The 14868-nt window shown below is 60.1% G+C and carries 14 protein-coding genes; 3 read left to right on the top strand and 11 right to left on the bottom strand.

The window, feature by feature from the left end; translation table 11 throughout:
* Positions 1 to 54: 54 nt before the first annotated feature.
* From holA to leuS, 3 genes are all read right to left on the bottom strand, one after another.
* A complete protein-coding gene (holA, locus tag ACQ4MY_RS26320) occupies positions 55 to 1092 on the bottom strand; it encodes a DNA polymerase III subunit delta (protein ID WP_440096957.1) in 1038 nt (345 codons plus the stop codon).
* 39 nt (positions 1093 to 1131) lie between these two features.
* Entirely contained in the window at positions 1132 to 1737 is a 606-nt protein-coding gene (locus tag ACQ4MY_RS26315) for an LPS-assembly lipoprotein LptE (RefSeq protein WP_440096956.1), read from the bottom strand.
* Between the two features lie 88 nt (positions 1738 to 1825).
* Entirely contained in the window at positions 1826 to 4432 is a 2607-nt protein-coding gene (gene leuS / locus ACQ4MY_RS26310) for a leucine--tRNA ligase (protein WP_440096955.1), read from the bottom strand.
* Positions 4433 to 4686: 254 nt separating this feature from the next.
* On the opposite strand from leuS, the gene ACQ4MY_RS26305 reads away from it, so the two are divergent.
* Together ACQ4MY_RS26305 and ACQ4MY_RS26300 are read left to right on the top strand one after the other, a co-directional pair.
* Entirely contained in the window at positions 4687 to 5010 is a 324-nt protein-coding gene (locus tag ACQ4MY_RS26305) for a hypothetical protein (RefSeq protein ID WP_008081071.1), read from the top strand.
* 104 nt (positions 5011 to 5114) lie between these two features.
* Positions 5115 to 5876, top strand: a complete 762-nt coding sequence (locus tag ACQ4MY_RS26300) for a YdcF family protein (protein WP_440096954.1) — start codon at positions 5115 to 5117, stop codon at positions 5874 to 5876.
* A gap of 201 nt (positions 5877 to 6077) precedes the next feature.
* On the opposite strand, the gene lnt is transcribed toward ACQ4MY_RS26300, so the two are convergent.
* The 5 genes from lnt to miaB form a co-directional block, all read right to left on the bottom strand.
* On the bottom strand, positions 6078 to 7601 hold the full coding sequence (lnt, locus tag ACQ4MY_RS26295) for an apolipoprotein N-acyltransferase (RefSeq protein ID WP_440096953.1): 1524 nt from the start codon (positions 7599 to 7601) through the stop codon (positions 6078 to 6080).
* A 17-nt stretch (positions 7602 to 7618) separates the two neighbouring features.
* On the bottom strand, positions 7619 to 8458 hold the full coding sequence (locus ACQ4MY_RS26290) for an HlyC/CorC family transporter (RefSeq protein ID WP_007909641.1): 840 nt from the start codon (positions 8456 to 8458) through the stop codon (positions 7619 to 7621).
* 5 nt (positions 8459 to 8463) lie between these two features.
* Positions 8464 to 8958 (bottom strand): rRNA maturation RNase YbeY, encoded by a 495-nt coding sequence (gene ybeY / locus ACQ4MY_RS26285; RefSeq protein ID WP_440096952.1) that lies wholly within the window; start codon positions 8956 to 8958, stop codon positions 8464 to 8466.
* A complete protein-coding gene (locus ACQ4MY_RS26280; protein ID WP_008081076.1) occupies positions 8951 to 9949 on the bottom strand; it encodes a PhoH family protein in 999 nt (332 codons plus the stop codon). Before ACQ4MY_RS26280 ends, ybeY begins: the two co-directional genes overlap by 8 nt.
* A 228-nt stretch (positions 9950 to 10177) precedes the next feature.
* Positions 10178 to 11506 carry a tRNA (N6-isopentenyl adenosine(37)-C2)-methylthiotransferase MiaB gene (miaB, locus tag ACQ4MY_RS26275; RefSeq protein WP_440096950.1) on the bottom strand — a complete coding sequence of 443 codons (1329 nt, stop codon included), beginning with the start codon at positions 11504 to 11506 and terminating at the stop codon, positions 10178 to 10180.
* Between the two features lie 133 nt (positions 11507 to 11639).
* Between miaB and ACQ4MY_RS26270 the strand changes: the two genes are divergently transcribed.
* Entirely contained in the window at positions 11640 to 11969 is a 330-nt protein-coding gene (locus tag ACQ4MY_RS26270; protein ID WP_003185742.1) for a DUF1820 family protein, read from the top strand.
* 193 nt (positions 11970 to 12162) lie between these two features.
* On the opposite strand, the gene ACQ4MY_RS26265 is transcribed toward ACQ4MY_RS26270, so the two are convergent.
* The 3 genes from ACQ4MY_RS26265 to thiE form a co-directional block, all read right to left on the bottom strand.
* Positions 12163 to 12717, bottom strand: a complete 555-nt coding sequence (locus tag ACQ4MY_RS26265; RefSeq protein ID WP_003228518.1) for a tetratricopeptide repeat protein — start codon at positions 12715 to 12717, stop codon at positions 12163 to 12165.
* A gap of 224 nt (positions 12718 to 12941) precedes the next feature.
* Complete coding sequence (gene hemL / locus ACQ4MY_RS26260) at positions 12942 to 14225, bottom strand: glutamate-1-semialdehyde 2,1-aminomutase (RefSeq protein WP_440096948.1); 1284 nt, start codon at positions 14223 to 14225, stop codon at positions 12942 to 12944.
* 17 nt (positions 14226 to 14242) lie between these two features.
* Positions 14243 to 14866 carry a thiamine phosphate synthase gene (gene thiE / locus ACQ4MY_RS26255; RefSeq protein ID WP_008081079.1) on the bottom strand — a complete coding sequence of 208 codons (624 nt, stop codon included), beginning with the start codon at positions 14864 to 14866 and terminating at the stop codon, positions 14243 to 14245.
* Positions 14867 to 14868 lie beyond the last annotated feature (2 nt).

Here is a 14868-nt window from a genome sequence, read left to right as displayed (position 1 = left end):
TGTTCAATCAAGGATGCAGAGCGGGCTTGGGCATTGGCGCCGCTTCGGTTGGCCTTACTCGGCAGGTAGCGTCAACCGCTGGCCTGCCATCAACAATGCCAGTCGGCTCAGACTCATCCACGGCGAACCCGCAGCCTGACCCTTGATCTGCGCATCGATGCGCTGGGCTTCCAGCAACAACTGCGCCCAGCGTTGCGCCGAGTAGCGTTGCAGGGCTTTGCTCATCAGGGGTTTGCGCTTGTCCCAGACCGGCGGTTTCGCCTGACTGAAACACTTGTCCAGTGGCGTGCCCTGGCTGTACTGCAGCGAGATATTGGCCAGCAGGCGCAACTCCCGCGCCAGCGCCCAGAGAATCACCGGTGGCTCGACCCCTTCACCGCGCAAGCCTTCCAGCATGCGCAATGCGTGCGCCGGTTCGCCGTTGAGCAACGCATCGGTCAAGCCAAACACGTCAAAGCGCGCACTGTCCGCCACTGCGGCCTGCACGGTTTCAACGGTGATCTGGCCACCTTCGGCCATCAGCTTGAGCTTCTCGATTTCCTGCGCGGCGGCGAGCAGGTTGCCCTCGACACGTGCAGCAATCAATTCGACCGCGTCCTGGCTGGCCGACAAACCGGCCTGCGACAGACGCTGGCGAATCCAGCTCGGCAGTTGATTGGCATCCACCGGCCAGATCTGGATGAACTGGGTCTGCTGGCCTTCGACCAGCGCCTTGCCCCACTTGGTCTTCTGCGCACTGCCATCGAGCTTGGGCAAGCTGATCAGCAGCACCGTGTCTTCAGCGGGGCGCGAGCAGTATTCGATGAACGCTGCGGCGCCCTTGTCACCGGGCTTGCCTGAAGGCAGGCGCAGTTCCAACAGGCGTTTTTCAGCGAACAACGACATGCTCGCGCCGGCCTGCAGCAACGTGCCCCAATCGAAATTGGCGTCGGCAGCAAAGACCTGGCGTTCGTCGAACCCTTGTTCACGGGCAGCATGGCGGATGGCGTCGGCGGCCTCCTGGCATAGCAGCGGGTCATCGCCGCTGATGATGTAGACCGGCGCGAGGGCACCTTGCAGGTGTTTACCGAGTTGGGCGGGAGCGAGCTTCATAAGAAATACCGAACGGGGCGCCTGAGCGCCCCGAACGTCTTACTGCTGCGGTACTTCGAGCGGCGACTGACGCGGGGTTTCCGCTTCAGCCTTTTGCGCCGCTTGCAGCGCGTCGGCTTCAGCCTTGGCGCGGTCATTGGCCGCTTGTTGCAGCTGCTGCAGTTGACCTGGGGTCAGCTGTTGCAGGCGCAACATCATCCGTTGAACCAGCTCACGGCGGGTCTCGCGACGGGCGTCGTTGGCTTCCTGATCGGAGCCGACCAAGTTGTTGCCGTCGTGGATGAACACCTTCTGCACTTCAAGCTTGCTGCTCAGCAGGTTCAGGTTGTGTTCGCCAATGATGTCGTAGTTCAGGACGGTATTGACCTGGTATTCGCCAGTACGGCCGGCACCGGCGTAGCTGAGAATGCGCTGGTTTTCCTGCTCGTCAGCCAGATACAGCTTGTACGGCGCGCCGCTGTAGACCTTGACGCCACTGGACTCGAGCACCTGACGCAGTTCGGTTACCGTCTCGCCGTAGGCGTTGCGGGCGCTCAGGTCGAGTTCCTTGATCGTCAGTTCGGTAGTGCCAGTGCCACGCAGCTGGAAACCGCAGGCGCTCAGCAGCACAGCGAGGCCCATCACCAGCAGATTGCGTTTGATCATTGTGTTGCTCCCCTTGAAACCATGTGGGCCGACCCTGCGGCCCGAAAGGTTTTACAGTGCGTCAGGCGGACCTGACGCCCAATCCAATTTAGCTGGCGACGATGTTGACCAGTTTTCCTGGTACCACGATCACTTTGCGAATAGTCAGACCGTCGACGAAACGCAGCACGTTTTCGTTGATGCGCGCGGCGGCTTCCACTTCTTCACGGGTTGCGCTGGCCGGCATTTCGATCTGACCACGCAGTTTGCCGTTGACCTGGATAACCAGCGTCAGGCTGTCCTGCACCAATGCGCTTTCGTCCACAGCCGGCCAGCCGGCGTCGATGACTGCGCCAGTGTGGCCCAGCTGGTTCCACAGTTCGTGGCTGATGTGCGGCGTGATGGGTGCCAGCAGCAAGGTCACGGCTTCGAGGCCTTCGTGAACCAGCGCGCGATCCTGTTCGGTGCCTTGTGCGGCTTTTTCCAGCACGTTCATCAGCGTCATCACTTGAGCGATGGCGGTGTTGAATTTGTGGTTCTGGCCGACGTCATGGCTGGCCTGCTTGATGGCCAGGTGGATCGAGCGGCGCACGGCTTTCTGCTCGTCGTTCAGGCTGGCGATGTCGAGTTTGCCCGGCAAGCCTTGGCTAACGTGGGCTTGCGCCAGGCGCCAGACGCGCTTTAGGAAACGGTGCGAACCTTCAACGCCGGAGTCCGACCATTCGGCGCTCATGTCAGGCGGCGAAGCGAACATCATGAACAGGCGGCAAGTGTCGGCGCCGAACTGATCGATCATCGACTGTGGGTCGACGCCGTTGTTCTTCGACTTGGCCATCTTCTCGGTGCCGCCGATTTCCACCGGCAGGCCGTCGGATTTCAGCTTGGCGCTGATGACCTTGGCTTTGCTGTCACGCTCGAGTTCCACGTCCGCCGGGTTGAACCAGGTGTAAGCACCGTTGGCTTCGCGACGGTAGTAAGTCTCGGCGATCACCATGCCTTGGGTCAGCAGGTTCTTGAACGGCTCGTTGGAGCTGACCAGACCTTCGTCACGCATCAGTTTGTGGAAGAAGCGCGCGTAGAGCAGGTGCAGAATCGCGTGTTCGATACCGCCGATGTACTGATCGACTGGCAGCCAGTGATCGGCGGCGGATTTCTCTACCAAGCCACCTTCAAAGTGCGGCGAGGCGTAACGGGCGTAGTACCACGACGACTCGACGAAGGTGTCCATGGTGTCGGTTTCACGCTTGGCAGGCTGGCCGCATTTCGGGCAGCTGCATTCGTAAAACTCAGGCATGCGTGCCAGCGGCGAACCGGCGCCGTCCGGCACCACGTCTTCCGGCAGGACCACAGGCAATTGATCTTCCGGCACCGGCACGTCACCACAAGCATCGCAGTGAATGATCGGGATCGGGCAGCCCCAGTAGCGCTGACGGCTGATGCCCCAGTCGCGCAGGCGGAACTGAGTGCGCGAGGCGCCCAGTTCTTCCTTGATCAGGGCCACTTCCATGGCGTCGAACGCGCCAGCGAAGTCGAGACCGTCGAACTCGCCGGAGTTGATCAGCGTGCCGTGCTCGCCGTAGGCGTCTTGCCACGGGGCAGGGTTGGTGTCGCCAGAGCTGGTACGGACTACCGATTTGACCGGCAGGTTGTACTTGTGGGCGAATTCGAAATCGCGCTCGTCGTGCGCCGGTACCGCCATGACAGCGCCGTCACCGTAGTGCATCAGCACATAGTTGGCGACCCACACCGGCAGTTTTTCGCCAGTCAGCGGGTGCTCGACGAACAGGCCGGTCGGCAGGCCTTTCTTCTCTTGCGTGGCGACGTCTGCTTCGGCAACGCTGCCGCCCTTGCATTCAGCGATGAACGCTTGCAGCTCAGGGTTGTTTTTCGCGGCCAGGGTGGCCAGCGGGTGCTCGGCAGCCACGGCGACATAGGTCGCGCCCATCAGGGTATCCGGACGGGTAGTGAAAACCTTGAGGGTGCCGGCTTCGCCGATCGAATCGACGTTGTACGGGAACTGCACTTCCATGCCACGGGATTTGCCGATCCAGTTGCGCTGCATGGTCTTGACCTGTTCAGGCCAGCCAGTCAGTTCGTCGAGGCTCTCCAGCAGCTCATCCGCGTAGGCGGTGATCTTGAAGTAGTACATCGGGATTTCGCGCTTTTCGATCAGCGCGCCGGAACGCCAGCCGCGACCGTCGATGACCTGCTCGTTAGCCAGAACGGTCTGGTCGACCGGGTCCCAGTTCACGGTGCCGTTTTTACGGTAGATCACACCTTTTTCGAACAGGCGAGTGAACAGCCATTGCTCCCAACGGTAGTAATCCGGCTTGCAGGTGGTCACTTCACGCGACCAGTCGACCGCCAGCCCGAGGCTGCGCAGCTGCGACTTCATGTAGGCGATGTTTTCGTAGGTCCATTTTGCCGGCGCTACGTTGTTCTTCATCGCGGCGTTTTCTGCCGGCATGCCGAAGGCGTCCCAACCCATCGGTTGCAGAACGTTCTTGCCTTGCATGCGCTGGTAGCGGGAGATCACGTCGCCGATGGTGTAGTTGCGCACGTGCCCCATGTGTAGCTTGCCGCTGGGGTAAGGGAACATCGACAGGCAGTAGAAAGTCTCCTTGCCTGGCTGTTCACTGACTTCAAAGGACTTTTGCTCATCCCAGAATGACTGGGCGGCGGCTTCAATTTCACGGGGCTGATATTGTTCGTGCATGGCTACTTTTGTACTGGATAGGGGTGGCCTAATCCTCTTCAACGCAGGTTCCGGGGTTGGCCCGGACGAGCTGGAAGTGGAATTACAGGAAGCGCCGTAGCATACATGACCGCGCTTGGCCTAGGGAAACCCTGATTACAGCTACATGTCCCGCAATACTTGCGTCGGGGCCGTTGGTCGCGGCGTACAGCCGGTTTGTGCAGCGAAGCTAAGCTCTAACTGGGGAGTGAGTCTTATCTTCAATGAGGTGAGGGATGGTGGAGCAACGGCAAAAAAACGTGACTAAACCCGAGTTGTACGAGAGGTTGATCGATCGTCTGGGTATGGCCCTGGACGCTGTAAAAACCGCTGACCGGCTGCGCGACGAGCGCCCCCTGGAACTGGAATTGCGTGGCTTGAGTCCCGCTGAGTTCAAACTGGTCAAGGCCTATCTGGATCGCAGTGAACGTGAAACGCATGGATGCCTGTCACAAGCAGTGAAGCAGCTCGATGCAGCACATTCGGCCAAGGTCATCTGGCTCAAGGACAAGGCGCCCGGCAGAGACACCGTCAAAGTACGTGCTCTGCAGGCCAAGTAAGCGCATGGCAGGTCAAGAACCGGATCTTTTTCAACAGGATCCCACCTATCGGTTGTAACGCTTCATCAACACTTTTAGGCTTCGGGCATCTTTGGAGATGCCCGATGCCTTTTCGCTATTTGATCAAACAACTCTTGTTGCCGCCCGGCATTCTGCTGCTGTTGTTGCTGGTTGCGTGGTGGCTGCGCCGTTCGCGGCCGCGCCTGGCCGGAGTGTGTTTTGCCCTGGGGCTTGGCGGGTTGTGGTTGATGAGCCTGCCGGTGGTCGTGCAATGGGGCGCCAAGGCGCTGGAGCGTGAGCCACCGCTGGCCCGTGCCGAATGGGCGACGCTGGCGCAACGGGCCGATGCGATTGTGGTGCTGGGTTCCGGGCGCGAGCGTGGTGATCTGGCGTGGGGTGAGGATCAACCAACCGGCGTGGGGCTTGAGCGTCAGCGATATGCGGCGCGACTGGCCAAGGCGTCGGGTTTGCCGATTCTGACCAGCGGCGGTCTGCATTACGGTACGCCGCCGACCGAGGCAAAGCTGATGGCAGATTCATTGCTCGATGACTTTGGCGTGACGGTGCGTTGGCAGGAAGGCGACAGCCGCACCACGTGGGAAAACGCCAAATTCACCGCCGACCTGTTGCTGCCGCAGGGCATCAAACGCGTAGTCGTGGTGACGCAGGCCTGGCACATGCCACGTGCGGTATGGTGCTTCGAGCAGGCCGGGTTTGAAGTGGTTGCGGCGCCGGTGGGCTTTTTAGGCACTGATAACGCCCGACCCTTCGGTGGCTGGTTGCCGGAATTCAAATCGATCTGGCAGAGCGGGCAGTTGCTGAATGAAGCGGTGGGGCAGGTGGGGTATTCGCTGTTTTACCGCTGAGAAAGCGACTTCTTGGTTGGATAGAGCTTCTGTGGCGAGGGGATTTATCCCCGATGGGTGGCGAAGCCGCCCCAAAACCTGCAATCGCGGTATATCAGATATACCGTGTGTTATGGATTTGCGGCGGCTTCGCCACCGATCGGGGATAAATCCCCTCGCCACAATGGATCCCTCACAGAAGTAGGTTTGAAACTAATGCTTTTAGAGGGTTTTCGACATCCGGCTGGCCATCAGTGCCCAGCCAAACAGCAGCAAGCAGACAATGATCAACGGCCACGAGCGATATTGCAGATAAGGCGTCAGGTTGTGCATCGGCACCACTTCGCCATACAGCACACCCTGTTCGAACTGCGGAATCTGCTCGGTGATCTGCCCGAACGGGTTGATCAGACCGGTCACGCCGTTGTTGGTCGCGCGGATCATCCAGCGCCCGGCTTCCAGCGCCCGCATCTGCGCCATCTGCAAATGTTGCAGCGGGCCGATCGAGGTGCCGAACCAGGTGTCGTTACTGATCGTCAGCAACAAATCACTGCGCGCCGACAGACCGGCAGCAAAGTCCGGGTACACCACTTCGTAGCAGATGAACGGGGCAATCTGATAACCCTTGGCTTGCAGCAACGCCTGATCGGCCGGGCCACGGGCGAAGTCGGACATCGGCAAATCAAAGAACGCGATCAAGCCACGCAGGACGTCCTGCAACGGTACGTACTCGCCGAACGGCACCAGTTTCTGCTTCAGGTAAGTGCCATCGCCTTCGCCGACCACGGTGATGCCGTTGAAGAAGCGTTTTTCGTGACGAACCATTTCGCGGATCGGCACGCCTGTGATCAGCGCGGATTTACGCTCGGCGGCGAAGTTACCCATCATGCTCAGGTAGCCCTCGGCGGACTCCTTGAGCACCGGCACGGCGGTTTCCGGCCAGATCAGCAGATCCACCGGTTTCGAACGGAAACTCAGATCGCGGTACAGGGCCAGTTGCGCGTTGAGCTCGGCCGGGTCCCATTTCATGCTTTGTGCGACGTTGCCCTGAATCGCGGCAACGCTCAGCGGCGCGCCGGATGGACTGGTCCAGGCGTGGCCCTTGAGCGCGATACCGGCAGCCCACGGCGCGATCAGCAACACCAGACCGGCAACGACAAAACCTTTGCGTCCGGTTTGCAGCAAGCGCGGTGCGTTGTAGATCAACGCAGCGGTCAGTGCCAGCACGAACCCCACCAGCCACATGCCACCGACCGGCGCAAGCCCGGCCAACGGACCATCGAGCTGGCTGTAACCCGAGTACAACCACGGGAAACCGGTGAGGAACCAGCCACGAAACATTTCCTGAGCGACCCACAGAGCGGCGAACGCCAACGCATCAGCGAGCGGCGCTTCGTTACGGCGCAGCCAGCGCGCCCAAATCCAGGCGGGCAGGGCGAAGAACCAGGCAATCGCCGCCGTGAACAGCAGCATCAGGAACCCGGCCAACAGCACCGAAGCGCCGCCGAAATGGTGAATGCTGTAATAGATCCAGCTGGTGCCGGCGCCGAACAGGCCGAAACCGAAACACCAGCCACGGCCCAGCGCCTGCCGCGGACTCAGCTCGCGCATGCCGGCATAGAACAAACCGACTGCCAGCAAAGCCAGCGGCCAGATGTTGAACGGTGCCAGAGCGAAGGTGGTGATTGCACCGGCCGCCACGGCCAGCAGGTTACCGGGCCAGCCGGGGCGGGTTGTCCAGCGCATTTCAATCCTTAGATGTATTACCGGGCGATTGGCGTGAGTCGCAGCAAATGAATCCGACGGCTGTCGGCGTTCAGGATGCGGAAACGATAGGCGCCGATTTCAGTGATTTCGTTGCGTTTTGGCAAGTGCCCGAACGCGCTCATCACCAGCCCACCGACGGTGTCGAACTCGTCATCGGAGAATTCGCTGTCGAAGAACTCGTTGAAGTTCTCGATCGGCGTCAGGGCCTTGATCAGGAAGTCGCCGCTTGGCAGCGGCTTGATGTAGCTGTCTTCTTCGACGTCGTGCTCGTCTTCGATGTCGCCGACGATCTGTTCCAGCACGTCTTCGATGGTCACCAGACCGGCCACGCCGCCGTATTCGTCGATGACGATGGCCATGTGGTTGTGGTTGGCGCGGAATTCACGCAGCAACACGTTCAGACGCTTGGACTCCGGCACGAACGTGGCCGGGCGCAGCAGATCCTTGATGTTGAAGCTGTCGCCGTTTTCCTTGAGGATCAGCGGCAGCAGATCCTTGGCCAGCAGCACGCCCATCACATCGTCATGGCTTTCGCCGATGACCGGATAACGCGAGTGGGCCGAGTCGACCACGGCCGGGAGGAATTCACGGGGTGTCTGGGTCGCTTTGATGCTGATCATCTGCGAGCGCGGCACCATGATGTCGCGTACTTGCAGGTCAGCCACCTGAATGGCGCCTTCGACGATGGCCAGCGCTTCGCTGTCCAGCAGTTTGTTCTGATGTGCATCACGCAGCAGCTCGAGAAGCTCCTGACGGTTCTTCGGCTCGTGGGCAAAAGCCTGGGTCAGTTTACCCAGCCATGACTTCTGCCCGTTGCTCGATCGATCTTCGCTCATAGCGATTACTCTGAATCCTTTGTTGTAACGATAGGGGATGTTTCGGTTTCGTCGTCCGCGTACGGATCGGGATAGCCCAATTCGGCAAGCAACTCGCGTTCCAGTGCTTCCATTTCTTCGGCTTCCTCGTCATCTATATGGTCGTAACCAAGCAGATGCAAGCAGCCGTGAATGACCAGATGCGCCCAGTGGGCCTTTAGTTCCTTGCCTTGTTCGGCGGCTTCGCGCTCAACCACCGCCACGCAGATCACCAGATCGCCGAGCAATGGGATGTCGAGAAACTCGTCGGGCACTTCGGCAGGGAATGACAGGACGTTGGTCGCGTAATCCTTGTGGCGCCAGGTGTGATTGAGCTCGCGGCCTTCTTCCTCGTCGACCAGACGAATGGTCATTTCCGAGTCAGCGGTGCGCTGGCGCAGGGCCAGTTCGCACCACAGGCGGAAGTCGGCTTCACTCGGCGCGTTCGCTTCAGTCGCGATTTGCAGGTCTAGCTCAAGCATTTCGCGAGGTGTCCTTGGGTGCTTCGTCACGGTTTTCGAAGCGCTCGTAGGCTTCGACAATCCGCTGGACCAAAGGATGGCGCACGACGTCTTTCGGCTGGAAGTGCGTGAAGCTGATGCCCGGCACGTCTTTGAGCACTTCGATCACATGATGCAGGCCCGACTTGGTGCCTTTCGGCAAGTCGACCTGGGTGATGTCACCGGTGATGACCGCTGTAGAGCCGAAGCCGATCCGCGTGAGGAACATTTTCATCTGTTCGACGGTGGTGTTCTGACTCTCGTCGAGAATGATGAAGCTGTTGTTCAGCGTGCGACCGCGCATGTAGGCCAGCGGCGCAACTTCGATCACCTGACGTTCGATCAGCTTGGCCACGTATTCAAAGCCGAGCATCTCGTAGAGCGCGTCGTAGAGCGGGCGCAGGTACGGGTCGATCTTCTGCGACAGGTCGCCGGGCAGGAAGCCGAGTTTCTCACCCGCTTCAACCGCCGGACGCACCAGCAGGATGCGACGGATCTGCTCGCGTTCCAGTGCATCGACAGCGCAGGCCACGGCCAGATAGGTCTTGCCGGTACCGGCCGGACCGATGCCGAAGTTGATGTCGTTGCCGAGGACTTCCTTGACGTAGCGCAACTGATTCAAGCCGCGCGGGCGAATCATGCCTTTCTTGGTGCGCAGGGCAACGGAAGCTTCGGCGGGGGCGTGGTTGTCCAGCTCGACCACGGCCGATTCCTGCAGGAACAGGTGCACCGTATCTGGCGACAGCTCTGAACCTTTGGTTTCCCGGTACAGGCGACGAATCAGATTTTCCGCAGACGTGGTGTGCTTGGGGTCGCCGATCAGCTCGAACTGGTTGCCGCGGTTGCGGATCTCGATGGTCAGGCGCTGTTCGATCAAGCGCAAATGCTCGTCGAATTGCCCGCACAGATTGGCGAAGCGGCGAGCCTCAAAGGGCTCGAGGATAAAACGATGTGGTTCTATGGGTGCGTTCAAGGTCGTATTTAGCCGCCCTGGGGCAATTAGGATGAAATCAAGGATAACGCCAGAGGCCTGGGTGCGAAAGCTCTTAAATGGATGAGTACATTCTGAAGAACAATGCTGTCCACTGTGGGAGCTGGCTTGCCAGCGATAGCGGTGCAGCAGGCGACATATTTGTCGGGGCTGATGGCCTCATCGCTGGCAAGCCAGCTCCCACAGGTTTTTCTGTGCTGCTGATATCTGTTATTGGATCAGCGAGCCGCGCAGCGAGTGCGGTTGGGCCGCGTCGATGTGCACGTCGGCGAACTGGCCGATCAGGGTCGGATTGTCGCAGCGGAAGTTGACGATACGATTATTCTCGGTGCGCCCTTGCAGCTCGCCCGGGTCTTTCTTCGAGTAATCGGTCACCAGAATCCGTTGGGTCGAACCAACCATCTGTCGGCTGATCTCGAAACCCTGCTGATTCAAGCGATGTTGCAGCGCGTTCAGGCGTTCCTTCTTCAACTCTTCCGGGGTCTCGTCGGCCAGGTCGGCAGCCGGGGTACCCGGGCGCTGGCTATAGACGAACGAGTAGGAAAAGTCGAAACCGACGTCGGCAATCAGCTTCATGGTCTGTTCGAAATCTTTCTCGGTCTCGCCGGGGAAACCAACGATAAAGTCCGAGCTGATGCAGATGCCCGGCACCGCCGCGCGCAGTTTGCGCAGCTTGGATTTGTACTCAAGCGCCGTGTGGTTGCGCTTCATCGCCGCCAGAATCCGGTCGGAGCCCGATTGCACCGGCAAGTGCAGGTGCTTGACCAGCTCCGGTACATCGGCGTGGGCCTGGATCAGGCTGTCGGAGAATTCCAGCGGGTGCGAAGTGGTGTAGCGAATGCGGTCGATGCCATCAATCGCCGCGACTACACGAATCAGCTCGGCAAGATCGGCCAGACGACCGTCATGCGTGGTGCCGCGATAGCCATTGACGTTCTGCCCCAGCAGCGTCACTTCACGCACGCCGTTTTCGGCGAGGTGGATGACTTCGGCGATGACGTCGTCGAACGGTCGGCTGACTTCTTCACCACGGGTGTAAGGCACCACGCAGAACGTGCAGTACTTGCTGCAACCTTCCATTACCGACACGTAAGCGCTCGGGCCATCGATGCGCGGCTCGGGCAAGTGGTCGAATTTCTCGATTTCCGGGAACGACACGTCGACCTGCGGCAGCTTGGTGATGCGTGCAGCGTCGATCATTTCCGGCAGGCGGTGCAGGGTCTGCGGGCCGAAGACCACGTCGACGTACGGCGCGCGATCACGGATCGCCGCGCCTTCCTGGCTGGCCACGCAACCGCCGACGGCGATCACCATCTCCGGGTTGGCCAGTTTCAGTTCGCGCCAGCGGCCGAGTTGCGAGTACACGCGATCTTGCGCGCGCTCGCGGATCGAGCAGGTGTTGAGCAGAATCACGTCGGCGTCTTCCGCGCGCGCGGTGACTTCCAGGGCCTGATGTTCACCCAGCAGATCGACCATGCGCGAGCTGTCGTACTCGTTCATCTGGCAACCGTGGGTTTCGATGTAAAGCTTCTTGGCCATGGATTAGGGTCATCACGTGATTCAAAGAACCCGGCATTATAGGGAACAAGCCCGCAGGTTCCTACCGCTGCGCGTCCAGCGGCTATGCTATAGTTTGCGCCCTCATTTTTATCCCCGACGTTATCCCCCCGCCATGACCAAACGCGAAGCTCCAATCTATAAGGTGATTTTCCTCAACCAGGGCCAGGTGTTCGAAATGTACGCCAAGCAGATCTATCAAAGTGATCTGTGGGGTTTTCTGGAAGTGGAAGAGTTCGTCTTTGGCGAGCGCACGCAAGTGGTCGTCGACCCGAGCGAAGAAAAGCTCAAGGCGCAGTTCGAAGGCGTGGTGCGCAGCTTTGTGCCGATGCATTCGATCGTACGCATCGACGAAGTGGAACGTCTGGGCACCCCGAAAATCAGCGAAGCTCGCGGCGCGGTCGGCAATGTGATGCCGTTCCCGATGCCGATGCCTGAGAAGTAAAACCGAGATTTACAGCTGAAGGGATTTTTGTGGCGAGGGCTTTTGTGGCGAGGGGATTCATCCCCGATGGGCTGCGAAGCGGCCCTAAATCCTGCAACCAGGTTTTATCTGACACACCTCATTGAATGGATTGCGACTGCTGCGCAGCCGGTCGGGGATAAATCCCCTCACCACAAGTTAGTCACCGCACCCATCAAGGCAATGGTGAGAAAGGCGTACGCCCATCGGCGCTCTGCAGTTCCATCAGGTATTTACGGAAAATTTGCCCGAGCACCTGCGTGGCGGTCTCAAGGTCTTCGCGGGACATTTTTTCAGAGACTTCATCAGCCGTATCCAGCGCGTCTTCAGCGCCGTTGACCGCAGCCATCTTCAATACGATGTACGCCTGAATATTGTTGGCCTGCACGCCTTCACCGTGGAAGAACATCGTGCCGAGTTTGAATTGCGCCTGAGCGTGGCCTTGCAACGAGGCTTTTTCGAAATAGCTCAGAGCTTGATTGAGGTCGCGCGGCGCATTTTTGCCGTCGTAGTAGAACTCACCCAACTCGTATTGCGCTTGCGCATCCCCTTCGTCCGCCGCTTTCTGGCAGGCGGCCAGTGCCTGCGTGACGTCTTGCGGCTGAGTATTGAGGGTGCAACGACCCATCGCCGGGATCAACAACGAGTTGCCGCCTGCTTGTGCATGCGCGAGCAGGGGCTGAAGGAGCAACAGGCAGCCCAAGGCAAGGGTGCGGCCGGTGCGGTTCATGGGAATCGACTTACCTCTGAAGGGCACGCGGACCCATCGAGGGATCCAATAAGCGCGCATTATGAAATAAGCAGGGCCAACCTTACAAAGTCTTTACTCGTTTTTCTGCTGCGCGGGGAATATATCGCCCACTTTATGGAAGATTTTTAGCAGAGCGTCGGAAAAACCATGGGGATGTAGGTGAAAGCTGACGCTAGTCATAGCCAACGTCAGCGGTACGGCAATTACTTCAGTGCAGCGAAGGCGCGTTCGGCAGCGTCCAGCGTCAGTTGCAACTCTGCGTCGCCGTGAGCGATCGAGGTGAAACCGGCTTCGAAGGCGCTCGGTGCCAGGTACACGCCACCTTCCAGCATCAGGTGGAAGAAGCGCCCGAACAGCGCCGCGTCGCTGGCCATCACGTCTTCAAAGGTGACGATGTCGTCGGCACCGCTGAAGTACAGACCGAACATGCCGCCGGCCTGAGTGGTCACGAACGGAATGCCAGCGGCATCGGCACGTTGTTGCAGACCGTCGAGCAAGCGCGTGGTGTAGTCGGTCAGCTCGGCGTGGAAACCCGGACGGCTGATCAAACGCAACGTGGTCAAACCGGCGGCCATGGCCAGCGGGTTACCCGACAGCGTGCCGGCCTGATACACCGGGCCCAGCGGCGCGATGCGCTCCATGATTTCGCGCTTGCCGCCGAAGCAACCGACCGGCATGCCGCCGCCGATGATCTTGCCGAAAGTAGTCAGGTCAGGATTGACCCCGTAGTACGCCTGAGCACCGCCGAGGGCAACGCGGAAACCGGTCATCACTTCGTCGAAAATCAGTACCACACCGTGCTTGTCGCACAGCGAACGCAGGCCTTCGAGGAAACCCGGCGCCGGTGGTACGCAGTTCATGTTACCGGCCACCGGCTCGACGATGATGCACGCCACTTCCTCGCCGACTTCAGCGAGCATCTGCTCAACCGCGTCAATGTCGTTGAACGGCAGGGTCAGGGTATGTTTGGCGAACGCCGCCGGCACGCCGGCCGAGCTCGGTACGCCTTGGGTCAGGGCGCCGGAACCGGCCTTGACCAGCAGGCTGTCGGAGTGGCCGTGGTAGCAGCCTTCGAACTTGATGATGCTGTCGCGGCCGGTGTAACCACGGGCCAGACGGATTGCGCTCATGGTCGCTTCGGTGCCGGAGCTGACCATGCGCACCATGTCCATCGACGGCACCAGCGAGCAGACCAGATCGGCCATCTCGGTTTCCATCGCGGTTGGCGCGCCGTACGACAAGCCGTGTTGCAGCTGATTGCGCACCGCGTCGAGCACGTCCGGGTGGCTGTGGCCGAGGATCATCGGGCCCCACGAACCGACGTAATCGACATAACGCTTGTCGTCTTCGTCAGTGACGTAAGCGCCTTCAGCGTGTTTGAAGAACAGCGGGGTGCCGCCAACGCTCTTGAATGCGCGGACTGGCGAGTTCACGCCACCGGGAATGTGTTTCTGGGCGTTGGCAAACAGGGTTTCGGAACGAGACATGATCGGGCTCTCAATCTTCAGGATTTGAACAATTCGTTGAATGCGCGGGCGCGGCGGGTCACTTCGGCGGTGCTCTCGGCACCGAACAAACCGTGAACCACGGCGAGCAGGTCGACCCCGTGGGCCACCAGCGGCGCTGCGTTGTCGAGGCTGATGCCGCCAATCGCGCAGATCGGCAGGTGCAGCGTGCGTTTGGCTTCGTCGAGCAGATCGAGGCTGCAGGTCGGTGCGCCGGGCTTGGTGTTGGAATTGAAGAAGCGACCAAAGGCGACGTAACTCGCACCTTCTTTGGCGGCTTGTTCGGCCAGCGCGATTTGCGCGTGGCAGGTCGAGCCGATGATCGCTTTCGAACCGAGCAGGGCGCGGGTCGGCGACAGCGGGCCGTCGGTCTGGCCGAGGTGCACGCCGACGTTGAGGCGCGCGGCGAGTTCGGCGTCATCGTTGATGATCAGTTGCGTCTTGTAGCGCTCGCACAGATCGCGCAACGCTTCGGCCTCGCGCAGACGGCGGGCCTCGTCGTTGCTCTTGTCGCGGTATTGCAGCAGGGTGACGCCGCCTTCCAGCGCCGCCTCCACATAAGAGAGAAACTTGCCGGCCAGCAATTCGCTGTCGGTAATGGCATACAGGCCACGTAGTTTCATCG

This window comes from Pseudomonas sp. SM4 (genome assembly GCF_051913165.1).
In the GTDB taxonomy this organism is placed as follows: domain Bacteria; phylum Pseudomonadota; class Gammaproteobacteria; order Pseudomonadales; family Pseudomonadaceae; genus Aquipseudomonas.
Note: the sequence above shows the minus strand (reverse complement) of the source record. Positions and strands in the feature narration are given on the sequence as shown.